Annotated in this window: 18 protein-coding genes; 10 read left to right on the top strand and 8 right to left on the bottom strand. The window is 48.9% G+C overall.

What is annotated here, in order from left to right:
• Nucleotides 1-7 precede the first annotated feature (7 nt).
• The 3 genes from QEZ41_RS00205 to QEZ41_RS00195 form a co-directional block, all read right to left on the bottom strand.
• Nucleotides 8-508 carry a c-type cytochrome gene (locus tag QEZ41_RS00205; RefSeq protein WP_289409276.1) on the bottom strand — a complete coding sequence of 167 codons (501 nt, stop codon included), beginning with the start codon at nucleotides 506-508 and terminating at the stop codon, nucleotides 8-10.
• A gap of 90 nt (nucleotides 509-598) precedes the next feature.
• Nucleotides 599-1,687: an alanine racemase gene (gene alr, locus QEZ41_RS00200; protein ID WP_289409275.1), complete on the bottom strand. Its 1,089-nt coding sequence runs from the start codon at nucleotides 1,685-1,687 to the stop codon at nucleotides 599-601.
• Nucleotides 1,688-1,712: 25 nt separating this feature from the next.
• A complete protein-coding gene (locus QEZ41_RS00195) occupies nucleotides 1,713-2,966 on the bottom strand; it encodes a D-amino acid dehydrogenase (RefSeq protein WP_289409274.1) in 1,254 nt (417 codons plus the stop codon).
• Nucleotides 2,967-3,189: 223 nt separating this feature from the next.
• On the opposite strand from QEZ41_RS00195, the gene rpoZ reads away from it, so the two are divergent.
• From rpoZ to QEZ41_RS00180, 3 genes are read left to right on the top strand one after another with little or no spacing between them, the layout of a single operon-like run.
• The gene (gene rpoZ, locus QEZ41_RS00190) at nucleotides 3,190-3,450 is read left to right on the top strand and encodes a DNA-directed RNA polymerase subunit omega (RefSeq protein ID WP_289409272.1); all 261 of its coding nucleotides are present in this window, start codon (nucleotides 3,190-3,192) and stop codon (nucleotides 3,448-3,450) included.
• Between the two features lie 17 nt (nucleotides 3,451-3,467).
• A complete protein-coding gene (gene spoT / locus QEZ41_RS00185; protein WP_289409271.1) occupies nucleotides 3,468-5,576 on the top strand; it encodes a bifunctional GTP diphosphokinase/guanosine-3',5'-bis pyrophosphate 3'-pyrophosphohydrolase in 2,109 nt (702 codons plus the stop codon).
• 16 nt (nucleotides 5,577-5,592) lie between these two features.
• Nucleotides 5,593-5,982 carry a RidA family protein gene (locus tag QEZ41_RS00180; protein WP_289409270.1) on the top strand — a complete coding sequence of 130 codons (390 nt, stop codon included), beginning with the start codon at nucleotides 5,593-5,595 and terminating at the stop codon, nucleotides 5,980-5,982.
• Here QEZ41_RS00180 and QEZ41_RS00175 read toward each other — a convergent pair.
• Nucleotides 5,979-6,761 (bottom strand): Rossmann-fold NAD(P)-binding domain-containing protein, encoded by a 783-nt coding sequence (locus QEZ41_RS00175; RefSeq protein ID WP_289409268.1) that lies wholly within the window; start codon nucleotides 6,759-6,761, stop codon nucleotides 5,979-5,981. The two genes, QEZ41_RS00180 and QEZ41_RS00175, sit on opposite strands and share 4 nt — an antisense overlap.
• Nucleotides 6,762-6,955: 194 nt before the next feature.
• On the opposite strand from QEZ41_RS00175, the gene QEZ41_RS00170 reads away from it, so the two are divergent.
• The 7 genes from QEZ41_RS00170 (at nucleotide 6,956) to QEZ41_RS00140 (ending at nucleotide 15,118) form a co-directional block, all read left to right on the top strand.
• Nucleotides 6,956-7,876, top strand: coding sequence for a hydrogen peroxide-inducible genes activator (locus tag QEZ41_RS00170; protein ID WP_289409266.1), 921 nt, complete (start codon nucleotides 6,956-6,958; stop codon nucleotides 7,874-7,876).
• Between the two features lie 4 nt (nucleotides 7,877-7,880).
• Nucleotides 7,881-9,956: an ATP-dependent DNA helicase RecG gene (gene recG / locus QEZ41_RS00165; RefSeq protein ID WP_289409264.1), complete on the top strand. Its 2,076-nt coding sequence runs from the start codon at nucleotides 7,881-7,883 to the stop codon at nucleotides 9,954-9,956.
• A gap of 79 nt (nucleotides 9,957-10,035) precedes the next feature.
• Nucleotides 10,036-11,421: an aminoacyl-tRNA deacylase and HDOD domain-containing protein gene (locus QEZ41_RS00160; RefSeq protein WP_289409263.1), complete on the top strand. Its 1,386-nt coding sequence runs from the start codon at nucleotides 10,036-10,038 to the stop codon at nucleotides 11,419-11,421.
• A gap of 71 nt (nucleotides 11,422-11,492) precedes the next feature.
• The gene (locus QEZ41_RS00155) at nucleotides 11,493-11,846 is read left to right on the top strand and encodes an NADH:ubiquinone oxidoreductase (RefSeq protein ID WP_289409261.1); all 354 of its coding nucleotides are present in this window, start codon (nucleotides 11,493-11,495) and stop codon (nucleotides 11,844-11,846) included.
• 65 nt (nucleotides 11,847-11,911) lie between these two features.
• On the top strand, nucleotides 11,912-12,538 hold the full coding sequence (locus tag QEZ41_RS00150) for a thiol:disulfide interchange protein DsbA/DsbL (RefSeq protein ID WP_289409259.1): 627 nt from the start codon (nucleotides 11,912-11,914) through the stop codon (nucleotides 12,536-12,538).
• A 20-nt stretch (nucleotides 12,539-12,558) separates the two neighbouring features.
• On the top strand, nucleotides 12,559-13,386 hold the full coding sequence (locus QEZ41_RS00145) for an endonuclease/exonuclease/phosphatase family protein (RefSeq protein WP_289409258.1): 828 nt from the start codon (nucleotides 12,559-12,561) through the stop codon (nucleotides 13,384-13,386).
• Nucleotides 13,387-13,408: 22 nt separating this feature from the next.
• On the top strand, nucleotides 13,409-15,118 hold the full coding sequence (locus tag QEZ41_RS00140; RefSeq protein ID WP_289409257.1) for a GGDEF domain-containing protein: 1,710 nt from the start codon (nucleotides 13,409-13,411) through the stop codon (nucleotides 15,116-15,118).
• A 19-nt stretch (nucleotides 15,119-15,137) separates the two neighbouring features.
• On the opposite strand, the gene QEZ41_RS00135 is transcribed toward QEZ41_RS00140, so the two are convergent.
• The 4 genes from QEZ41_RS00135 to QEZ41_RS00120 are packed head-to-tail and all read right to left on the bottom strand — an operon-like array spanning nucleotide 15,138 to nucleotide 24,542.
• Nucleotides 15,138-15,602: a chemotaxis protein CheW gene (locus QEZ41_RS00135; RefSeq protein WP_289409255.1), complete on the bottom strand. Its 465-nt coding sequence runs from the start codon at nucleotides 15,600-15,602 to the stop codon at nucleotides 15,138-15,140.
• A complete protein-coding gene (locus QEZ41_RS00130) occupies nucleotides 15,602-16,627 on the bottom strand; it encodes a chemotaxis protein CheB (protein ID WP_289409254.1) in 1,026 nt (341 codons plus the stop codon). The genes QEZ41_RS00135 and QEZ41_RS00130 overlap by 1 nt, the downstream gene beginning before the upstream one ends.
• 17 nt (nucleotides 16,628-16,644) lie before the next feature.
• Nucleotides 16,645-23,655: an Hpt domain-containing protein gene (locus QEZ41_RS00125; RefSeq protein WP_289409252.1), complete on the bottom strand. Its 7,011-nt coding sequence runs from the start codon at nucleotides 23,653-23,655 to the stop codon at nucleotides 16,645-16,647.
• A gap of 23 nt (nucleotides 23,656-23,678) precedes the next feature.
• Nucleotides 23,679-24,542: a CheR family methyltransferase gene (locus tag QEZ41_RS00120; protein WP_289409250.1), complete on the bottom strand. Its 864-nt coding sequence runs from the start codon at nucleotides 24,540-24,542 to the stop codon at nucleotides 23,679-23,681.
• Nucleotides 24,543-24,561 lie beyond the last annotated feature (19 nt).

The following is a 24,561-nucleotide window of genomic DNA, read 5'->3' as shown; positions in this document are numbered from 1 at the left end:
GTCTGCCTTACAGGCCAGACATATTTTGGATAGCTGCTATTAATTCAGCATCCGTACAGTCTGCGCACGTTCCCATAGGTGGCATAGCGCCCTTACCTTCTTTAGAAATCTTCAGCAGTCCATCCAAGCCACCAGCCGCATCAGCACGTGCAGCCCAAGCGGCTTTATCACCTACAACGGGCGCATCCAGTATTCCCGTACCATGACATACGTTGCACGATTGTGTTGCTATTTGCTCACCCGAACGCCCTGCGCTGGCAGCGGCAACTGGTTCTGCAGGTGCTTCTACTGCGGTGTCTGTTGCTGCAGCTTCTGTTGTAGACTCAGTTTCGGCTTGTACCGGTGCTTTTTTAACATCACCGCCATTACAATCCTGACCTTTAATGCAGACTGTTCCTACTGGCTTTAAACGCTCTGAAATCGCTTCATCGGTATCCGCTTGAGCTACGCCCGTCATTAAAATTAACGCCGCAGCTGGCATCAGAAATAGTTTTTTAATCAGATTCACAGGTTATCCCCTTTATTGGTTATTCTAGACAGAATAAATGTATCAAAATTCCACGCTCGCTAGTATACCCAGCACCGTTTGTATGTAAATCTACTCGGCTTTTAAGTCAGCATTTAAATAGTTTTTCTGCACGCGCTTAATATTCGTAAGCATGCTATAAGAAATCGTATCTGCGCAATGCGCCACCTCGTCGACAGAAATATGTTTACCCCACAACTCAACTGCACTGCCCACACCAGCTTGCGGCAAGTCAGTTAAGTCAACGGTGAGCATATCCATGGACACACGCCCGGCCAGACCCGCACGATGCCCCTCAACCAGCATGGGCGTGCCATCCTGTGCGTGGCGCGGATAACCATCAGCATAACCCATAGCCACCACGCCGATGCGGGAGGCTTTTTGTGTTACAAAGCGCGCGCCATAGCCAATGGCTTCGCCTTCCGGCAATTCACGTACGGCAATAATGCGTGACTGCAAACTCATCACTGGCTTAAGCTGCTGGGTAACCTCAGTAGGCTTTAATAATGGATTACTGCCATACAGCATAATGCCGGGGCGCGTCCAATCGCTGACTATCTGCGGCCAAGCTAATACCGCTGCTGAATTACTCAGGCTGGTAGGCACGCCTAGTTGCTTTATCGCCTGACTAAACACAGCGCACTGCTGGCTGGCAGCAGGACTCTGCACATCATCAGCCCGTGCCAAATGCGTCATGGCTACAACCTGCCCCACATTAGCGCACTGGCGCAAGCGCTGGTAAGCACCGACAAAGTCATGCAGGAAAAACCCAACTCGGTGCATACCTGAGTCCATCTTTAGCCAGCAGTTGATAGGCTGCTTTAACGGCGATCTCGTTAACGCCTCTATTTGCCAGTGGGCATGAATAACTAACCACAGGTCATGCTCGACACAAAGCGCCAGCTCGTCCGCATGAAAAAAACCTTCCAGCAGTAAAATAGGCTGTTTAATTCCTGCGCTGCGTAACTCGATAGCTTCTTCTAAGCAAGCCACTGCAAAACCATCGGCGCAATCTGTCAGCGCCTGCGCGCACTGTACAGCACCATGTCCATATGCATCCGCCTTGACCACAGCTAGCGCCTTATTAGGGCTAAACTGCTTAGCGAGCTGGTAATTATGCCGCAAGGCAGCCAAATCAATATGTGCGTACGCCGGTCGCATAGAGGTCCTTAACAAAACAGATTTATTACAGATAGCGGGAAATATCTAACCCTGCTGTGCTAATGGCAGGGCGTTTATTGGCTATCAAATCGGCCAAATAGTGCGCTGAACCGCAGGCCATTGTCCAGCCCAACGTGCCATGACCGGTATTTAAAAATAAATTACGGTAGGCTGTTTTGCCTAGTATGGGCGTGCTATCAGGGGTTGCCGGTCGTAGTCCTGCCCAAAACTCAGCCTGTTGACTAACACCCGCCTCTGGATACAAGGAGTTAACGACCTTCTCGAGCGTGTGACGTCGCTTTGGATTAAGGCGCAAATCATAACCTATTATTTCTGCCATACCGCCGACACGAATGCGCTGGTCAAAACGCGTAATAGCCACTTTGTAAGTCTCATCCAGTACAGTGGAGAGCGGCGCTGCCTCAGCGTTGGTAATAGCATAGGTCAATGAATAGCCCTTGAGTGGATAAACCGGCACATCGATCCCCAAGGGCTGCAGCAGTCGGCGCGATTCAGTGCCCAATGCCACTACATAATGGTCTGCCCGAATCAGCTCACCAGCAACATAAACGCCCGCTAATGTATCGCCTTCACGCACCAAACTTTGCACCTCGCTGTTTAGACGAAACTCAACGCCTACATCCGCAGCCAGCTCAGCCAACCTCTGTGTAAACAAATAGCAGTCGCCGGTTTGGTCGTTAGGCAAATGCAACGCCCCACTTAGCTGTTCTTTAGTTGCCGCTAAAGCAGGCTCAACCTGGGCAATTTCATCACGGCCAAGTAATCGATACGGCACACCGCTTTCTTCCAGCACCGCAATATCTTTGGCTGCATCATCAAACTGCCGCTGACTACGAAAGAGCTGGATTAAGCCTAATTGCCGCCCTTCATACTCAATCCCTGTCGTGCGCCGCAACTCATCCAAACAGAGGCGACTGTATTCAGCCAAGCGCAGCATGCGTTCTTTGTTTTGTGCATAACGAGCCGCCGTACAATTGAGCAACATGTGCCACATCCAGCGGTACTGCTGCCAGTCCGCTATCATACGGATAGCTAAGGGCGCGTCTTGCTGGAATAACCACTTAAGTGCTTTTAGTGGCACACCCGGGGCTGCCCATGGCGTGGCATAACCCGATGAAACCTGCCCAGCATTCGCAAGACTGGCTTCTTGTGCCACACTAGCTTGGCGTTCAATCACGGTCACACTAAAGCCATGCTGCGCCAAATAATAAGCAGTATTCACTCCTATAACCCCGGCACCTAGAACCAACACATGCATACTGCTCTCCTAGCTTACGTTAGTGTTTTACCTGTTTATTCATACTAGTGCATTTACTGCCTGACTGCGCGACATAACCCGACCAACTTAGGTAGGTAACACGCTGATTTATGCGCTCGCTAAGCAAATCGATATTTTAACAGCCAAGCACCTCATACAAGTGTCTTAACTGTGCTAAAATGCACGACCCTAATTGGATAATTTAACCTGAGGATAACTTTATATGGCTCGCGTAACCGTTGAAGATTGTTTAGAAAACGTCGATAACCGCTTTGAATTAGTCATGCTAGCAACCAAGCGTGCGCGTCAACTTGCTACCGGAGGCCAAGAGCCTAAAGTTGCAGTCGAAAATGACAAGCCCACCGTATTGGCTTTACGCGAAATTGCAGAAGGTCTGGTTAACAAGCAAACAGTTGCCGAAGAAGAGCTTTTTGCAGCGAGCGAACCTTTGTTTGCAGCTTTTGACGACAGCGTTAACCAATAATTCCCAGGATTTGATGCATGCCGGCAGTTGAGCGCTTAGCAGGAGAGATAGCAGACTATTTAGAGCCCGCGCAGGTTAATCTGGTGCGCCGCGCCTATTACTATGCCGAGCAGGCTCATGATGGTCAGTTGCGCAGCAGTGGTGAGCACTATGTTACCCACCCTTTGGCTGTGGCTACTATCCTTGCTGATATGCACATGGATCATCAAAGCCTGATGGCCGCAATGCTGCACGATGTGATTGAAGACACCGGCATTCCTAAAGAAGCGTTGGTGGGTCAGTTTGGCGAAAGCGTCGCCAACCTCGTTGACGGTGTTAGTAAGCTGACGCAAATGAAATTCGGCACCAAGGCTGAAGCACAAGCGGAAAACTTCCAAAAAATGGCCATGGCCATGGCGCGCGATATCCGCGTGATTTTGGTCAAACTCGCCGACCGGTTGCATAACATGCGCACCCTGGGTGCACTCAATGCCGAAAAACGTCGTCGAATTGCCAAAGAAACTTTAGAAATTTACGCCCCCATTGCCAACCGCTTAGGCATGAACAGCATCTATGCTGAGTTTGAGGATCTAGGCTTCAAAGCCATGCACCCCATGCGCGCTGAACGTATTGCGTCCGCAGTCAAAGCTGCACGGGGTAACCGCAAGGAAATTGTTAATAAGATTGAAGAATCTATTGTTAACTGCCTTACCCGCGAAGGAATGCTTGGCGAAGTCAGTGGGCGTGAGAAGCACCTCTACAGCATTTATCGCAAGATGCGCGATAAGCGTAAATCCTTCAATGAAATCATGGATGTCTACGCTTTCCGTATTGTCGTAGACAAGGCCGACACCTGTTATCGCGTACTCGGTGCGGTGCATAGTTTGTACAAGCCGATTCCCGGTCGCTTTAAAGACTACATCGCCATCCCTAAAGCCAACGGTTATCAATCTCTGCATACCACCTTATTTGGTATGCACGGGGTGCCGATTGAAATTCAGATTCGCACCCGCGAAATGGAAGAGTTAGCTAACAAGGGCATTGCAGCGCACTGGCTGTATAAAAGCGATGGCGAGGAAAAACGTAACAACCATGCCAGAGCACGCCAGTGGGTACAGGGCTTGTTGGAACTGCAAAAAAATGCCGGCAACTCGTTGGAATTTATTGAAAACGTCAAAATCGATTTATTCCCCGACGAAGTGTATGTGTTCTCGCCTAAAGGACGCATCTTAGAATTACCTAAAGGCGCGACTCCGGTCGATTTTGCCTATGCGATTCACACCGATGTAGGCAGCAGTTGCATGGCTTGCCGCGTCAATCGGCGCATGGCGCCGCTGTCGCAACCGCTGGAAAGTGGCGCAACCGTTGAAATTATCACCAGCCCAACAGCACGACCCAGCCCTTCATGGCTTAATTTTGTCGTCACAGGTAAAGCGCGCACCCATATTCGTCATGCACTCAAACAGCAACAGCGTGAAGAGTCAGTCACTCTAGGTGCTCGCCTGTTGGAAAAAGCGCTGGATGCTCAGGGCACAAAGCTGGCCGACATCGAACAGTCACGCATTCAAGCTTTGTTGGATGAATACCAACAAGAAGAGCTGGATGATCTGCTCGAAAGCATTGGCTTGGGTAGTCGTACCGCCCACTTAGTAGCGCGCCGCTTGCTGACCGAAAACACTGCAGATTTCTGCTCAACCGCCGAAGCACCTCTGGTTATCCATGGCACTGAGGGCATGGTGCTTAACTATGCACGCTGCTGTACGCCAATTCCCGGCGACCCAATTGTCGGTCACCTGTCCGCTGGTAAAGGCATGGTGGTGCATAGAGACAACTGTAAGAACGTTGCCGATATTCGTAACCAGCCTGATAAATGTATTCCACTGAGCTGGGCCAAAGACATTGCCGGTGAATTTAGTGTTGATCTGCGTATTGAGCTAGTACACCAGCGCGGACTCATTGCACTGTTAGCCGCCACTATTAGTGAGGCTAACGCTAATATTGAAAAAATCAGCGTTGATGAACGTGATGGCCGCATGAGCATCGTCCAGCTCAGCATCAGCTTAGGCGACCGCGTACATTTAGCCCGCGTCATGCGCAAACTACGCAGCCTCGCCGGCGTCACCCGCATTATCCGCAACAAAGCATAGTAAAAGAGGAAGCAAGATGAGCAAATCCGTGATCAGTACCGACCAAGCCCCAGCAGCAATAGGCACCTACTCACAAGCCATTAAAGTGGGGCAAACGGTTTACTTATCGGGACAAATTCCATTGCAGCCAGAAACCATGGAGCTGGTCGAAGGCTTTAGCGCACAAACTGCACAAGTCTTCGATAACCTCAAGGCCGTCGCCGAAGCCGCCGGTGGCACACTAAACGACATAGTCAAACTGAATATCTTCCTCGTTGACCTCAACAACTTTGCCACCGTCAACGAAATTATGGGGCGCTACTTTACCCAACCCTACCCTGCACGCGCTGCTGTTGGCGTAGCCTCTCTACCGCGTAATGCTGAAGTAGAAATGGACGCCATCATGCACATTAGCCAACCGAACTAAATCAATTCAAGATAGCCTTGCTGATAGTCAGCATACTTAGGCTTCCAGCCGGTTGCTTTGGCACGCGCATTATTGCAACGCTTGCTGCCGCCAGCCGGCTGCAACACTTTCTCTGCCACACTGTGCACACCCAGTTGCTGCTGTAACCAGCTCACCACTTGCGCCTGCTCAACGGGCAAGTCGTCTACGCCAAGATAAGCCGATTGCAACAACACACCTTGCGCATCTAGCCCAATTAAATGACTGATTAAATCGGCTGCATCCTGCTCATGAATGCGGTTGGTAAAGCGATTCGTGCAACCATCTGCATGGTAACCTTCTTTCACACGCTGTAAAAAAGCCTGCCGCTTACCACCATAAATTCCGGCCAGGCGCACAATAGTACTCGGAAAACCGCTGTTTAACGCCACCTGTTCGGCTTCACACATTACCTTCCCTGACCAACGCTCAGGCTCAGTCATCGACAACTCATCGACCCACTCGCCAGCAGACTGACCATAAACCGCGGTGCTTGAAACAAAGAATATTCGTTTCGGTTGTTGTTGGTGCTGCGCCAACCATTGGTACAGATTACGCTGCCCATCTACATACAGATTACGATAAGCTGCTTCACTACGCTCATTTGGTGCTAGGGCAATGACTAGATAATCCAGTTTCTGTTCGGGCCAAGTCTCAGGGCAGTCTGCAACTGTGACATCGGCCTGTATCGGTTTAATCCAGCTGGGCAACGAGTCAATATGGCGGCGCACCCCAAAAGTCTGCCAGTTATTCCCAATCAAATTTTGCGCCACCTTTATACTCAGCGCACCGCAGCCCACAAAAACACAGTTTTTTTTCAATTTTCTTTACTCCCAGCCCGCATCACGATGCTTGATTATCTACCAACAATCGCAGATAGGTTATGTTTTTTACGCATAACTGGTTATGCTAGAGCTAATAACTATACAAAAAACTATTTTGATGGAAAATAACTATGACCCTAACCGAACTACGCTACATAGTTACACTGGCACAAGAGCAGCATTTTGGTCGTGCTGCAGCCTTATGCCATGTCAGTCAGCCTACACTATCGGTTGGAGTTAAAAAACTCGAACAAGAGCTTGGCGTGCTTATTTTCGAACGCACCAAAAGCGCTGTACGCATCACCCCTGTAGGCGCGAGCATTGTTGCCCAAGCACAACGCGTACTTGAACATGCACAAATGGTTAAAGAACTTGCCCAAGCGGGGAAAAACCAACTCACAGCCCCCTTAAAAGTAGGCGCCATCTATACTGTGGGACCCTATTTGTTCCCGCATTTAATCCCCTACCTGCACCAAAGCGCACCTGAAATGCCGCTCTATATTGAGGAAAACTTCACCCATATTTTGCGCGAAAAACTACGCAGCGGCGAACTGGATGTAATTATTATTGCGTTGCCTTATCAAGACACCGACGTCTTAACTAAAGCGGTGTATGACGAGTCATTTTGCGTTTTACTGCCCGCGCAACACCCTTGGACCAAAAAGAAAAGCATTGACAGCGGCCTGCTTAATAACAAAAGCCTACTCTTACTGGGTGAAGGACACTGTTTTAGGGATCAGGTATTAGAAGCCTGCCCTACCGAAAGCAGCACGCAAGAAGGCGAAAATCGCTATACCACCGTTGAGGCCAGTTCTTTGGAAACCATTCGCCACATGGTTGCTTCTGGTTTGGGTGTATCTGTTTTACCGCTCTCAGCAGTGAATAGCCACCACTACACTGCCGGAGTCATTGAGGTGCGCCCGTTCACGGCACCTGCACCCAAACGAACTGTCGCCATCGCTTGGCGTGCTACTTTTCCACGCCCCAAAGCAATTGACGCTTTAGTGGGAGCTATTCGCCAATGTCCGTTGGCACAACAAAATAACGGCTAGCCCTATGACGTTGCTCGTAAACATACCAGTAACACAACTTAAAGGCGTTGGTACTGTCATGGCCGAAAAACTGGCCAAAGTCGGCATTGAAAACCTGCAGGATGTGCTATTTCATCTGCCTTCACGCTATCAAGACCGCACGAAAGTCACCCCCATTGCAGCGCTGAAACCCGGTCAGGATGCAGTCATTCTAGGTACGGTCATGGCCGCCAATATCGTGATGGGACGCAGACGCAGTTTATTGGTACGCATCCAGGATGCTACAGGCTCTATTAGCCTACGTTTTTTCCACTTCAGCGTGGCGCAAAAAAACGCTCTGCAACAAGGCACTCTCATTCGTTGCTACGGTGAAGCGCGCGCCGGGGCAACCGGTTTGGAAATTTATCATCCTGAATATCGTGCCCAGTCAGCCGAACAGCCTATTACACTGGATGACAGCCTCACAGCAATCTACCCTACCACCGAGGGCTTGACCCAGCAGCGCCTGCGCAGTCTAGCTGAACAAGCACTCGCATTTTTGTCACCCCTTAGCCTACCAGAGTGGTTGCCAACCAGTATTTTAGACAGCTATCAACTAGGCCCCTTAGAGCAGGCCGTGCGCTATTTACACCAACCACCGCCCGATGCAGCTACAGAGCAACTGTTAAACGGCACACACTGGGCACAACAACGTCTTGCCTTCGAAGAACTGCTCACACATCAGCTGTCCATGCAGCGTATGCGCAATGTATTGCAAGCCCAAAAAGCCCCTATGCTGGCTGCTGCCAACTCACTGCCAGCACAGTTTTTAGCTAACCTCGGCTTTACGCCCACCCATGCCCAGCAGCGTGTTGGCGAGGAAATTACTTGGGATTTACAGCAAAACAAGCCCATGCTACGACTTCTGCAAGGCGATGTTGGCGCCGGTAAGACGCTGGTCGCGGCGCTAGCTGCATTGCAGGCTATTGAGGCGGGTTATCAGGTGGCACTGATGGCGCCCACAGAGATTCTTGCGGAACAGCATTATTTAAATTTTAAAAAATGGTTTAACCCGCTGAATATTGAAGTGGCTTGGCTGGCTGGCAAACTTAAAGGTAAAGTGCGCGCTCAAGCGTTAGAGCAAATCGCTCAGGGCGCGCCCATGGTGGTCGGTACCCACGCTTTATTTCAAAACGAGGTGCAGTTTGCTCGATTAGCCTTAGCCATTATCGATGAGCAGCACCGCTTTGGCGTGCAACAGCGTTTAGCCTTGCGGGAAAAAGGCGTCGAGGGGCGTTTGAGTCCCCACCAATTGATTATGACCGCCACCCCTATCCCACGTACGCTCGCCATGAGCGCCTATGCGGACTTAGATACCTCGATCTTGGATGAACTACCGCCGGGCCGAACGCCTGTTAACACTGTAGTACTCAGTGATGTGCGCCGTAACGATGTCATTGAACGGGTGCGCGCTGCTTGCTTAGAAGGCCGGCAAGCCTACTGGGTATGTACGCTGATCGAAGAGTCAGACGAACTCACCTGCCAAGCCGCACAAACCACCTATGAAGAGCTGAGCCAATCCTTAACCGAACTCAACATAGGCTTGGTGCATGGGCGCTTAAAACCGGCTGAAAAAGCGCAAATAATGGAAGATTTTAAACAGAATAAATTGCACTTACTGATCGCCACAACAGTAATTGAAGTGGGGGTGGATGTGCCCAACGCCAGTCTGATGATTATTGAAAACCCCGAACGTTTAGGGCTGGCACAGTTGCATCAATTGCGTGGCCGTGTTGGTCGTGGCAGTATTGCCAGTCATTGCGTGCTGTTGTATCACGCGCCTTTATCACAGATTGGGCGCGAACGCTTGGCTATCATGCGCGAAACCAATGACGGCTTTGTGATTGCCGAGAAAGATCTTGAGTTACGCGGCCCCGGTGAAATGCTCGGCACACGCCAAACAGGCTTGCTGCAGTTTAAAGTCGCTGATTTGATGCGCGACTCCGCCATGCTGCCTGCCGTGCGCGATGCCGCATTAGAGTTACTTGAACACCACCCACAGCAAGCCGAACCACTGCTTGAGCGTTGGCTCAAACACGGCCAGCATTATGGGCAAGTTTGATTGCATGATGTGCTTATACAACCGGTGAAAAAAACCCTATACTGTGTGCAGCTTATAAAGAAGAGAGAACAGGGTTGTTATGAGTTTGTCCGATTTTTCTACCAGCCAGCCCAGCATCTCTAGTGAACAGGTTGCCTGGCTACTAAAACAGCAAAACATACCCGTTGAAACACAGAGTGCTCAGCTTACCCCTGCTCAACAACAACTGCAGGTCGTAGTGCTGCGCGATGCTGAACAGTATCTATGCGCTATTTTTGCGCGCAACCATATACTGGATTTACGCGCACTCAACACACAACTAAATGCTAATTATAAAGCCGACAGCAAGCACAGCAGCAGCCTAAAGGTTCGTTTACAGGTGCATGATTTACCGGCCATTCCTGACTTACTCAACCTGCCCTGCGTTTACGCAACTCATTTAACCGAGCTGGACGATGTACTCTTTGAGTCAGGCAGTGCTGGCAGTCTGCTAAAAATCTCAGCTGATTCATTCAGCCAACTTATGAAAAACAGCCAAGCACTCGCGTTTACCGCTGAACTGCCTGCCACCAACCCCAACTTACTGCCCAGCAACCTCGATGTTCAGCACATCAAACAAGCCGTGCAATCTTTAACCACCTTGCGTATTAAGCAGCGCCTAGAGGAAACTCTGGAAATTCCACCCTTGTCTGTAACCGCGCAAAAAGTACTTAGGCTGCGTACCGACCCCAATGCTTATGTTGATGAATTGACCGCTATTGTGGAAACCGACCCCGCTATGGCTGCACAGGTCATGAGTTGGGCAGCATCACCTTACTATGCAGCACCGGGAAAAGTACGCTCTATTGAAGACGCTATCATAAGGGTCTTGGGTTTTGACTTAGTCATTAACCTCGCCCTTGGTTTAGCCCTAGGCAAAACACTTAAACTGCCTAGTCAAAACGCCAGCCAGAACCGTGATTATTGGCAGCAAGCCATTTACACCGCATCGCTCATTGAAGGTTTGGTTGTAGCCATCCCTAGGCAGTATCGCCCAGAGGCAGGCTTAGCGTATTTGGCTGGATTGCTACACAGCTTTGGTTATGTACTGCTCGCGCATATTTTTCCATCCTATTTTTCGTTAATCAGCCAGTACCTTGCAGCCAATCCTCACTTACAAGCCTGCTATGTAGAGCATTTTTTACTGGGCATTACCCGCGAACAAATGGGCGCTTGGCTTATGCAACACTGGCAAATGCCAGAGGAACTCACTGTGGCCATCCGCCAGCAACACAACCCTGACTATCAGGGCCCATATGCGGTTTATTCACAACTCACTTACCTAGCGACACAGTTATTAGCCGCGCAAGAAGGCGTTACCCAAGACATACCTGCCAGCCTTTATGAAAGTTTGCACTTAACACCCACTGACGCACAGCAAGCGTTGGACAAAGTCACAGCAGCTGAGCAGGCGTTACGTTTACTAGCCGCACAATTATCAAGTTAAGCGTGCTTAATGCAACCTGCAATCATTTTCTAGGTCTAAATTTTCACAGTTTTTCAGCCAAGGTCGTTGATATGCGTTCACTCTTTTTTATCTTACTGGCACTGTTGCCGATGCAGATTTTTGCCCAAGCCTGTATTGTCGAAACCCAATCAGCGCAAGTTAAAGTTAAGGTGTGCCAGCAAAACCGCACTATTCCTGAACACCTATTTCGTAACGGATTTTGTAAACCGCAGCTTGCAGGGCAAAAAACCGAAGTCACCTTTGTTGACCGCTGCCCCACTGGTGCTTTTGGTGTATGCCGTAACTCACAAAGCTCTGGCGTTCCTTATCAGCAGGATATTTATTACTATGGCGTAGAGGATGACACGCGTTTTTTAAAGCCCGCTTGCGAGCGACAAAACAAAGGCGTGTGGATGGCTCAGTAGTAGGTTTAACCTTAACTCACTCACCTGATTTAACAGCATTAAATTAACAATAAACTGGAGTATGTATGCGTAATATTATGTTTTCTTGGATTGCCCTGTGCGGTTTATTCTTATTTACGAGCGCCCATGCTCAACCTATTGAAGAAGGAAAAAACTACATTAGTTTACGCAGCCCTGTCGCAACACAAGAGCCGGACAAAATAGAAGTAGTCACCTTATTCTGGTATGGCTGCCCACACTGCTATCAGCTTGAACCAACCTTAGATGCATGGCAGAAAAAACTGCCCGAAGATGTAAACTTTATCCGCGTCCCTGCTATGTTTGGCGGTATCTGGAATTTACACGGTCAGCTGTATTACAGTCTTGAAGCCATCGGTGCTACCGAACAGTTACATGCTGTTATTTTTGATGTCATTCAAAACAACAAGCAGCGCTTAGCCACTGCAGCCGAAATAACTGACTTTGTGGTCAAGCAAGGCATAGATAAAGACAGCTTTGAAAAAGCTTGGAATTCCTTTGCTGTTAAAAGTCAGCTACAAAAAGCCAAGCGCTTGGCTATTGCTTATCAGATTTCCGGCGTACCCGCTCTAGTGGTTAATGGTAAATACACCTTTGACATTGCCAGCGCTGGCGGCTTAAAGGAAACCACAGAGGTTGCTGACTATTTAATTAACCACGAACGCAATAACTAGCGGTTACTAAAAAAATGCTGATGCCACGCCAAAAGCAATTACGCCAAGCCAAAACTGGTCGCTTAATTGACAACACTGAAGCCAGCTCTTATTGCATTGACGGCAAGGAAACCCTGCGCCTGTTAAGCTTTAATATTCAGGTTGGCATCAGTACCGGCGCTTATTGGCATTATGTTACCCGCAGCTGGAAACACATACTGCCACACCAAGAACGCTTTAAGAATCTGCAGCGCATCGGCTTTATGCTCAATGATTTTGACTTGGTCGCCATCCAAGAAGCCGATGGTGGCAGCTTGCGCTCTAACTATATCAATCAGGTGCAGCAACTCGCTCAGCTGGGCAAATTCCCCTATTGGTACCAACAGCTCAATCGTGACTTGGGCCCCTTTGCGCAACACAGCAACGGGCTCTTAAGTCGGGTCAACGTGCACAGCTTAGAAGACCACCCACTGCCCGGCCCTGCTGGGCGTGGTGCTATCTTGTTGCAAATAGGTTCTGGCCCTGATGCTGTAGTTGTAGTGATGATGCATTTGGCACTGGGTACAAAGGTGCGGAACCAACAGCTAGGTTATGTACGCGAGCTGGTGCAGGATTATCGACATTACGTATTAATGGGCGATCTCAATACTCATGTAGATGATCTGCTATATCGTTCTCCTTTACGCACTTTAGATTTGCGGGCACCGCAATCTATTGCTACATTCCCTAGCTGGAATCCACAACAATGCTTGGATCACATACTGGTTAGCTCAGGACTGCAAATTGGTCAAGTTTCTGTACTTCCCTTACCAATTTCGGACCATCTGCCTGTAGCAACTGAAATAATCTTACCTTGCGCGAAGCACTAACCGGTCTGAATACATACCACTTATGACAAACACTGACAGTCGCAATTGGAAAGAAAAGTACATTCTGTTACTTACTGATTTCGAAACCAAACAAAGCAGTAAAAGCCAATACATCGCTCTGCTGCAGCGTGCTTTGGTACGCAGCATATTGGCAGCTGAAGGCCAGGATCCCAAGCTGGACCGCTCGCTAAAAGAGTTGCGCAGCGCTGTGCGTCGAGAACTGGATGCAGAACGCCTTGAGCAGATTATTGATGAGTTTGAGTTACGCTTAGTGTCTGCGGATGAAAAGAAGCAGCTTCACTTAGAAAAAATCCAACAAGCTCTGCATACGCTCTGCGATCACTTACTACAACAAAAGCCCAGCAATGAAATTACTCAGGCGCTTCATAAGTATCAAGCGGCCCTGCGAGTTTCCATCGCTAGCAGCTACAACCTGCACAACTTACTGCAGGAATTGAGCGATTTGCAGGGGCAAGTACTCAACAAGCCCGCCGAATTAGAACCAAAGCTTGAATCCGAAAAAACATCCTTACTAAAACGTTTTTTAACCAAACAAAAAAAACCACTGCAGCCTGTTTCAGCCAGCCATATCCACCCGGACAGCATTGCACAGTCTGTTGTAGAACACCCTGCTGGCAACTGTGCGTTCACGCAGACTGAAGATGATCGTGCTCATGCCGAAGTGGTAGAGCAAATACAGGTAACCCTTTTACAGCTTATTTCTGAATTGCCCATTAATCAGCACAATCAAGGCGTGGCTGATGCGCTAAAAAGTAAACTTCAGAGCACCATCGACTGTTTTCAACTGGCTGATCTTCTCGATGAATTGGCGAACCTCGTTATTGCTATTTATTCAAGTAATCACCAAGAGATCGGTAGCTATTTACAGCAGCTTAACCAACGCTTGAACTACGTCAATGAAAGCCTGCAGACAGCACAGAACAGTTATCAGGTGGCGGTCAATGTGGCCGACACGTTCGATACGCAAATGCAGGCTCAGGTCAAAACACTGAATCAAGATGTACAAAAAAGCACAGACCTAGAAGCGTTAAAACTGCGAGTGGATGAGCGCCTAAATGAGTTTGTTGAGTCCCTTAGCAACTATCAAACACAGCGTAAGCAGGTAGAAAAAAGCGTTTTAGACCGGTTTAACTCTTTAAGCGAGCGTTTCGTTTTAATGGAATCTGAAACCAAGCAGCTCAGCTCAAAGCTTAAAGAACAGCAGGAAAAAGCCCGTCTTGACCCGCTAACCGGAATCGCCAATCGAGCTGCATGGGATGAGCGCTTGATGGTTGAACATACACGCTTGACGCGCACAGCCGAACCCTTGTTGCTCGCCATCATAGACATCGATCTATTTAAGAGGGTCAACGACAGCTACGGACATATAGCTGGAGACAAGGTACTAAAAATCATTGCTAGCAAGCTGGAAAGATCCATCCGCAGAACTGATTTTTTAGCTCGTTATGGCGGTGAAGAATTTGTTTTATTGCTGACTGACACGCGTCTTGATGAGGGTGAGCGGCTGTTAAATACAATCCGCGAGTCCATTGCTACGGCACCGTTCCATTTTAAGGGCGAGCCTATTCAAATTACATTCTCCGCTGGTATTGGCCAACTGCATGCCAATGAGCCTACAGAACACGCCTTTGCCCGTATTGACCAAGCTCTGTACAAAGCAAAAGAAGCAGGGCGCAATATGGTTGTACGCTCCGCTCCCTTCGTTGAATAACCTGCTAATTTTAAGCTGACTAACCAATTATGCCGCTGCCTAATATCAGGTTTTCTATTGCCTGAAGATCTGGAATGTAGTGGGTTTCTCCGTGCTGTTTAACTGCTTGCAACTCGTACTGACCCAGTTCGGATGTGGTGTCTTCAAGTAGGCCTGCATCCACTCTAAGAGTGCGTGGAATGCCCTGAATCACTAGCGCATAAAAGCGAAAATCAGGTCGCGCGCCCATAGCATTAACGATCACAATCCGCGACTGCTCATCCACCTGCGCCGGTTGTTCGGATAAAACCGCATAGGATATTACCGGTAAACGCAAACCTCGCCATTCAAGCTGACCAATTAACCATTGAGGCGCATGTTCTATGGTCTCAACATTACGATAGGGTACTAATTCCGCTACTGCGGTATTGGGCACAAGCATTTTCCGCTCTGCCACATTTAACAGCAAACAGGTTAAAAATGGCGGTAAGTTTTGTTCTGTCATCAGCTAATCCTCATTGAATTGGCCGTATAGCGTTGTATTAAATGGTTTAGCATAGCCATCGCCAAACCTCTAGGCGTAGAGCTATAACTACTATGTCCGGCTTTACGAATACTGTCTGGCATACTTGGACAGGCACAGCTTTCTGCAGATTGCACCCAAATAATAGCACCTTGCTTTTTTGCGTAAGCGCTGGCACGGCTGCCATCTTCACCCATACCGCTGAAAACGATGACACCACTACGCTGGGCAAAGCGCTGGGTTAGGTTAAGCATAACCTGATCGATAGAAGGGCTGTAAGCACCTGTCCACGGACTGTCTAAAATATTGATGGTACCGGCTTCAGTGAAATTTAATTCATTTTGCACAGGTACTACTACCACTTCACCGCTGTATACGGCTTCACAGTGCTGCGCTAAACGTACCCGCCATTCGCTATGTCGACCGACAGCTTGCGGCAGCTTCTCTTCAAAACTCGCATCAATATGCTGGGCGTAAATAAAGCCGACGGGCAAGCCGCTAGGTAACACGTCCAAAAACTCTTTTACTGCGTTAGGACCACCCAGCGAGGCTGCTAACAGCCATACTTCCCTAGCTGGCTTTCCTGTGCTGCTCGTGAGCTTCGCAAGTGACTCAGGTAGCGACAAGCGTTCTTGCGAGGCTGAATCTGCGTGGCTAGCTTGAGCGTTGATGGGGCCGGCTTTTGTTTGCAGTAGCTGGTCAATCTTACTCAGCAGGCTGCGCTCCCAGCGTGGATAGTCTTCAGAATGACGCTCCGGCGCTTGCCCCTCACCAAACAGAACCGGAGTGTCTGTTTCGTAAAGATGCTCTAAAACCTGACATTTCTCATCATCAGTCTGCAGTAAATTAACCAGCCACACATCAACCTGATAGGAGGCAATTTCCTCAACCTTTACCTGCTGCGGGTCGCTATTGAGCTCGATACTATAGCCTGGCGCACTTAGAGCTTGCTGCAATAAATGTCGCTGTAAAGAGGTATCTGCAAGCACGGCTACACGCACTGTCACTTATCTTACCCTTTCCTTTAGGTGGTGAGTCCTTCAATTTTTTGCAACAGCTCAGCCTCTTGATAGGGCTTACCTAAGTACTCATTAACACCAATGGCCATGGCTCGTTCGCGGTGTTTTTCACCCGTTCGTGAGGTAATCATAATAATGGGTAAGTCCGCCAGCTGCTGGTCATGTCTAACCAGGGTGGCAACCTCAAAGCCATCCATACGCGGCATTTCAATGTCCAGCAACATAATGTCGGGTTTACGATCCTGTAGCTGGGTAATGGCGTCCATCCCATCTTTAGCCGTCATTACGCTCATCCCATGGCGCTCCAGTAATCTAGAGGTTACTTTGCGTACCGTAACCGAGTCATCCACAATCATCACGAGCAGCTGTTTTTGTCGTGATTTTTCCTCAGCGCCCCGCTCATCAAACAATTGTGTGGTACTGTTGCGCGCATAGAGGTTACGAATGGTCGCCATCAGGTCGACAATGACTACTACGCGACCATCACCTAGAATTGTTGCTCCTGAGATACCATACACACTGGAAAACTGCGGACCTAGGCTTTTTACCACAATTTCCCGTGAGCCTGCCAAGGCATCAACCTGTACCGCAATGGCATGGTCTTCAGAGCGCACTAAAATCACAGGAAGTGGCAACGCCTGTCCCACCAGTTTGGGCTGCTGACCATTGAGCAATAACTCGCCGATATAGCGTAGCTCATAGTTTTGACCGGCATACTCATACTGTGGCGGCACTCCTTCTACGCGTGCTTGTTCGTACAAAGCCTCCAGCTCATAGGGCGATACCCGTACGATCCCTTCAATAACGTTTAAGGGCACAGCATATAAATCATCGCCCGTGAGCACCATCAACGCGCGGTTCACTGAAACGGTAAAAGGTAGACGAATAACAAAGCGCGTACCTAAACCGGTTGCAGACTCAATGTTGATAGAGCCACCAATTTGCTTAATTTCTGAGGCAACCACATCCATGCCGACACCACGCCCAGAAACCTGGGTGATTGTGGCTGCAGTGGAGAATCCAGACTTAAGAATAAACTGCATGACTTCTTGATCGGTCAAGCTGGAATCAGCTGCCATCAAGCCACGCTCAATCGCTTTTTTACGTACGGCCGCCAAATTGATTCCGCCGCCATCGTCACTCATCACCAGCAGGATATCTGCACCTTCACGACTTAATTCCAGACGGATAGTACCTTTGACCGGCTTACCTGCTGCTTTACGGGCTGCGGCGGTTTCTATTCCATGCCCTATGGCATTTCTTAGCATATGTTCCAGAGGGGCGACCATGCGCTCCAGTACGGAACGGTCCATCTCGCCTTCAGCGTTCGCAACTTTTAACTCAACCTGCTTACCTAGTTCTTCCGCTACCTGACGCACAATGCGGCGCAGACGCGGCAGCATCCGCTCAAACGGCACCATGCGGGTACGCATTAAGCCCTCTTGCAGTTCAGTATTAACGCGCGATTGTTGCAGCAGTAGCGTTTCTGCGTCTCTTGTTTTTGAGACTAGGGTTTCTTTTAAATCCAATAAGTCAGATGCCGACTCAAACAGTGAGCGCGAAAGCTGTTGCAGGTGTGAGTACTGATCCATTTCCAGTGGATCAAAATCTTCATAACCTTCCTGCCCTGCTTCATCTTGGTGACGGCTAATAATCTGCGCCTGTGTTTCAGTATCTAGACGACGCAGCTGATCCCGCACTCTGTCCAGCGTTGCTTCCATATCAGTGAGCGTGAAAGCAAAATCACTGACTTGCTGTTCAACACGTGCGCGGAAAATAGATGTTTCACCAGCAAGGTTAACCAGCTGTTCAAGCAACTCAGCAGGAACTCGCACCTGCTCTTGTGACGTTCTTTGTGTTGCCCGTTCTTCTGCTTCTTGTTGGGCTTTACGCACAAAGGGTAAAGCCTGGGCAATAATATCATCAGCATATTGCCTGTCTTCAGCGGTTACAGCCGCAAGACTTTGCTGCATAAGCTGAACCTTTTCAGGCTGAGCAGGCTGCTTTACTTGCGGTGATAAACGGTTTAACAAAGCATCGAGATGACTGATCTCTTCAGTTAATTGTTCTAAACCTTGCTGTACAGAAGTGTTACTGGCTTCACTTCCGTCCAAACGCGACAAACTGTGCTCCAGCTGTGTACATCGCCGGCCTACTTCTGGCAGCTGAGCAAGCTGTGCACCACTTTTCAAGTTGGCTAATACAGCTAAGCAGTCGCTAATAAGCTGCGCGCGTTGTGTCGGTTCTGTGGTAGTTGCCTTGTCGATGCGGCCAGCCAGCTGTTGTAGATGCTCTTTGGCATCGGCAACGAAGACTTCTAATAAATCAGCATCAACGGTCTCGCTGCTCGCGGTTGCGACGGTTTTTTCCGCGCTCGCTGTAGCCAGTGATTGCAGATCTGCATCAGGGTTTTCCCTTAGCAAGCAGATTTGCTCAATTAGCAGCTGTCCATCGCTAAGCGGTTTATTATCACGCACTTCCTCTAGCATGTTGGCCAGACGATCATGGCATCTATGCAACAGCGCTATGATGCTGTCATTGGCTTTGAGCCTCCCCTCACTAAAATCTTCATATAGAAACTCTAATTCATGGGCTAGATCACCAATCTCGCTGATTTCTGCCATGCGCGCACCACCCTTTAGGGTGTGTAAGTCGCGCTGTAGTGCTTCCACTTCAACGAGGTTTTCTGGGTTTTCAAGCCATTTCTGCATAGATGCAGTAACGCTTTCAATAATCTCAAACCCTTCCTCGAGGAAAATCTCTACCAGTTCAGGATCGCGCTCAAAGTCTACGGCATCCTGTCTTGCGCTACTTAAAACCTCTTGTGTTGCTGTGTGCGTTTGTTCTTGCGGCTGCAGGTCGTAGTCTAAATCCGGCTCTAAATCCAGCTGCGCATCTAAATCCCGCGCTTCCTCATCCACATGTTTTTCTACATCAGCATCGGCATGGCTAGCTTCTGCCGTATCCTGAATAGCCTCTACACTAATGCCGTTACGCAGGTTGTTTAACTGCTCAATAATTTTAACGGGCATATGCAGTGGTTGCTGCTCTTGCAGTGCTTCCAACTGCACAGCTAGCTCGTCATGGGCAAGGTGCAGTAATTTAACGATGCCGTTATTGATTGCTAGGCGCCCTTCGAGCAAACCCTCATAAATAAACTCAAGCTCGTGGGCCAAGTCGCCAATGGGTTTAATTTCTGCCATTCGCGCACCGCCCTTCAGGGTGTGCAAATCTCGCATTAAGGCGGCCATCAGCATGCTGTTGTCTGTTTCTTGCAGCCACTTTTCTAGCGCTTTATTGGCACTTTCTAGCAAGTCCATCGCTTCTTCGAGGAAAATTTCCGCCATTTCCTCGTCAAATTCACTGTACTCAACTGTAGTATCCGCCTCAGGCTGCTCGGCTTCTTGCTCAGCGTCTAAGACAAACTCAGCCGCTGTCGAACTCAACTCATCTGGTAGGTCTTCTGGCTCTACAGCAGGCTGGCTATCAACGACTTCTGCGGGTTGCTCAAGCAGCAGCATTAATTGCTGTATAAGCTCAGGCTGTGCAGTAACTCGTACTGCTGCAGCCACTTCATCAAGCATATTCACTAAAGCCAAATGAGCCTGTTCAAGGCAGTTATATAGCTCATCATGCGTGTTGATTTGACCATTATCTAAAGCAATATACAGGCGTAATAATGCATCACACAGCTCACTTACGGCTGAGATTTCAGCCATTTGTGCCGCGTTCTGTAACTCAGTTAACTCTTCAAATAACTCTACCGGAACCTCAAAGGCTAACGCCTCTGTACGCCATTGATGAATACGCTCATCCATAGCCAGCAGCAGATCCAAGTCCTCTACCATCACCTGGGTAATTAGCAGTGGATCATTTTTAATACCTGCCGCTTCATCTTGACTGACGCTGACAATATCTAAACGCTCTTGTAACAGCTCCAGCAATTTAGCCACCAGCTCATCAGTGCCAGCAATGGGCTGCATGGGCGTGCTGTCAAGTTGTTGCACACCAACACGCATTAGCTGCTCTGCTTCTTTCAGCAGTTGTGCCTCGGTGCTGTCGATAGTTAGTAGATGGGCGCGGTATTCTTTAACCAGTTTCTCTAAAGGCGTAACTATGACTGCTACAGGACCCACTCCCGACATGTGTGCACTACCCTTGAGGGTGTGCATTGAGCGCTGTAACTCATCGGTAACCGGTCTTGGAACCCGTTTTTCACAGTCTTTATTAAAGTCCGCTAAGACTTTTAAATGATTAAGCGCTTCATTGATAAAAATATCAATTAAAGCAGGTTCTAAGCCGGCCTCTACCAATACAGCCGCCGCTGACTCACTCAGACATACTTCTTCTGTTTCCACTGCATCAGCTGCATCTGTTTCTGCTTGGGCTGTATCTTGTGTCTGCTCGTGCTGTGCTGTTGCGAAACTGTCTAACTCAGCCTGACGCTGTTCGACCGCATCCGCGCTAGGTCCAATGACCTCTTGCTGCTGTGAAACAGACTCAGAATCCTGTTCAAAAAAGTCTGGATGTGGCAAGTTGCGTGCGAGCGCATGTGCAATATTAGCCAAGCGATCAGCATCATCGCGCTGACGCTGTTGCTGCTGGGCAAACTCTTCAACCAAACTAGGTAATATTTTTATAACTTCAGCAACTACCTTGACTGACGCGGGCGTTGGCTCGACTGTATTTTCAATAATTCGGTTAAGCAGATTTTCTATCGACCAAGCCAGCTCACCCAGAACCAAGGCCCTGACCATGCGTCCACTACCCTTCAGGGTATGAAAGCTGCGGCGTAACTCTCCCAGCGCATGCTTGTCTTGTAACTCTGCGCACCATTGTGGAAAGTAGGTAGCAATGTCTTCCTGAACTTCTTCTGCTTCTTCTATAAAAATCTCACGCAGCTCTTCATCAGGCGCTTCTTCATCAGCCGGCGGGGGCAAGAGCGTTAACGGAACCTCCTGAGTTGAAGGCGGGTTCAGCGCCGAACTCGGGGCGGATAGAATCTGTTTAACGCTAAGTGCTTCTTCCTCTGCAGTGGTAGTTTGCGGCGCAGCAGCTTGTGGCAGCTCAACGTCCGGCAAGTCCATCAAGTCAGCTAGTGCGATATCCTTTGGCTCGGTTTCAGCGGCTAGCTCTATTTCCAATTCTTGTGTTTCGTCCTGCTCGGCGACGGGCTGTGCTTCTACGGCCGCGTATTCTTGCGCAAAGTCGTCATCTAGCTCAGGCTCTAACGTATCAATACTCAGCTGAGCATTAGCCTGTACCAGATCGGCTAGCTCAAGCTCTTGTGTCTCTGGCTCATCAATAGCTAGCTCTATTGTTTGCACGCGCTCTATTGGCTTATAGCCTAGACTGGCTAAGCTTTCTTCAGCCACATCAAGGATCGACTCGCCTTCACTTTCATGGTCTTCGTAAAGGCGTTCCAGGTAGTATTCAACACTGGTGATGGCATCAGCTAAGGTGTCTAGATCTTGCCAGTTAGGCACTTGTTCGCGCTCAATTAGCTCGTTTTGCACGTAACGGCGGCAGCTATCGACCAAATCAGCGGCACGCTGTAGCGGAATCATAATCAAACCGCCGCGCACTTGATTTAATACCTCGGGCACAACCTGTAAATGTTCGTGTTTCCACTGTGAGGCGATAAAAGCAATAATACCATCCTTTGCTTGTTCTAAACCTGTGCGCGCCTCCTTGAACACTACGCGGTGAATCTGACTGACATCCGTAGTAGGCACCAACGCTTGCTCGCCCGTATTGTCTTCTGGGTTGCCCACCATCCCAGTAAGCGTGGCCTCTAGGTACAGCAACGCACCGGCAATATCCATCAAGGTACCGTCACCAATGGTGCGTGCGCCTTGAGCGATACTTTGCAAAATTTCAATTTGATCGAGGATGACTTTTCTAGGCTGTGCAAAACCTAAAACCGCTAAGGTATCTGCAATCTGCTTGAGTGGCTGCTGCAATGTGAGCAGCTCATCCAGGTTTGAGCGATCACTACGGACAAAGAGATCCAGCTGATCCTTAATGCGTACCAGCTCTTCACATAAAGCCGTCACTACTGAGCGCATAGCTCCACGGTCAGGACCAGCCATGCGCGCGCGCTCTTCATCCAGCAAAAGCTCGCTCGGTAAAGCTTCGGTTAATCGGTATAGTTTGTGTAGCTCTTGCAAATGCGCGGAGTTGGGATTGGTTTTGGCTACATAGAATAATAGGTTTTTCAGCAAATCTGCCGGCGGCAAATGGTTAAGTCCACCGGCTTGTTCTCGCACTAACTTACGCAGTTCAGCATCTAACTGGCGTAATAATGTACGTACCGAGGCGCTTAATTCTAAGCTTTTATTCGCCAATCCTTCCACCAAGCCTAGCGCAACCTGCCAGAGAGGCTGCAAGGGAGCACCCTGACTAAGTTTTTCTAGACCTGAAAAAACCCTAGCCATATTAGCCAGATGTCTTTCTACATCCTGATTGCGTAACAAGCCAACCAAGGATACCTGTTGAAGCTGCCTTAGCTTGCGCAGTAGTGCAGGCAAATCCTGCTCATCCAGCCGTTGTAGACTCGCTTGGGTTAAGGGCTGTATGTCGGGTTGCTGCGCAGGATTAAACAAACTGGTTTCTGATAGTAGTTTTTCATCGCGCGCAGCACGTAAGTCGTTCAGCAATGGCAAAATCACCATTGGTAAATCACGACGTGCTGTCTGTATGCGTTCTAAATAAAGCGGTAGCTGCAGGATTGCCTGCATCATGACTTCTAACGCTTCATTGATATTAGGTACGCTATTATCCAATAACGCTTGCGATAGCTTCTCCATTTCTTCGGCCAACAAAGCAGCGCCGAAAAACTCCACCATCTGCAATGTACCGTGCACTTGGTGTATATAGGTTAAGCAAAAACTTAGGCGCGAGCTGTCCTCTGGATTTTCTACATAGTCTTCCAAAGCTTGACGTGCTTGCTTTAAAGTTTCTGCTATTTCGCCTTTAACCCATTCTAGGGCGACATAGTCGTGCCGTTCACCCATACCTACTCCACTCATATTCGCAACTACCCTCTACGGGTAAAGGCCAAAACTTTTTCGTTTTCAACACGCTGTAAATCTGCATGTTCCCAACCTGTCACCTCACCTAACCCAACTACCAGTACACCACCGGGCGCTAATCGTGCAGCGAGGTGATTAAGAATTTCACGACGCTGCCATCGGCGAAAATAAATCAACAGGTTTTGGCAAAAAATGACATCCATGCTCGAAATAGGTGCATTGGCGAGCTCCAGTACATTAAGCCGTGCAAAACATACCCGCTGCATTAGGTCCTTATTAACTTGAAAGCAACCGGGCTGTTCTTCTACAAAATAACGCGCAACAATTTCTTTTGATACCGTTTCTAAACGCCGAGCAGAGTAACGGGCTGTGCGGGCTTTTTTCAATGCGCTGTGGCTAATATCAGTAGCCGTCACTGCAAACCCTTTGGTTTTGTCTTGCTCACGTAAAACTTGCGCCACTGTTATAGCTAAGGACCAGGGCTCTTCACCTGTAGCACAACCCACGCTCCAAAGTGACAGAGGCCTTTTATGATGCTTATCAACCATGCGTTTGCGCAAAAATTCTGCGACAAAATCATACGAGGCCTGATGCCTAAAAAAATGGGTTTCCTGAACCGTTAACTTATCGAGCAAATTGGTCCATTCAACAGCAGCGCTCGGGCCATTCAGTACTTGCTGGTAATAGTCAGCATAATCGGACAAACCCAACTCACGCATGCGTGCGGTTAAGTTCACCTGCAGGAACGAACGTCTTTGTTCGGTTAGCACCATACCCGAGCGCGACTCCAGTAATTGGCACCAATCACCAAACTCAGAGGTAGACATTTCTGCCACAGGTTTTAAAATCCACGCACTACCCGCTTGCATACTTATTCTTCTATTGTTA

It is taken from the genome of Thiopseudomonas acetoxidans, from assembly GCF_030362935.1.
GTDB lineage: Bacteria > Pseudomonadota > Gammaproteobacteria > Pseudomonadales > Pseudomonadaceae > Thiopseudomonas > Thiopseudomonas acetoxidans.
Note: the sequence above shows the minus strand (reverse complement) of the source record. Positions and strands in the feature narration are given on the sequence as shown.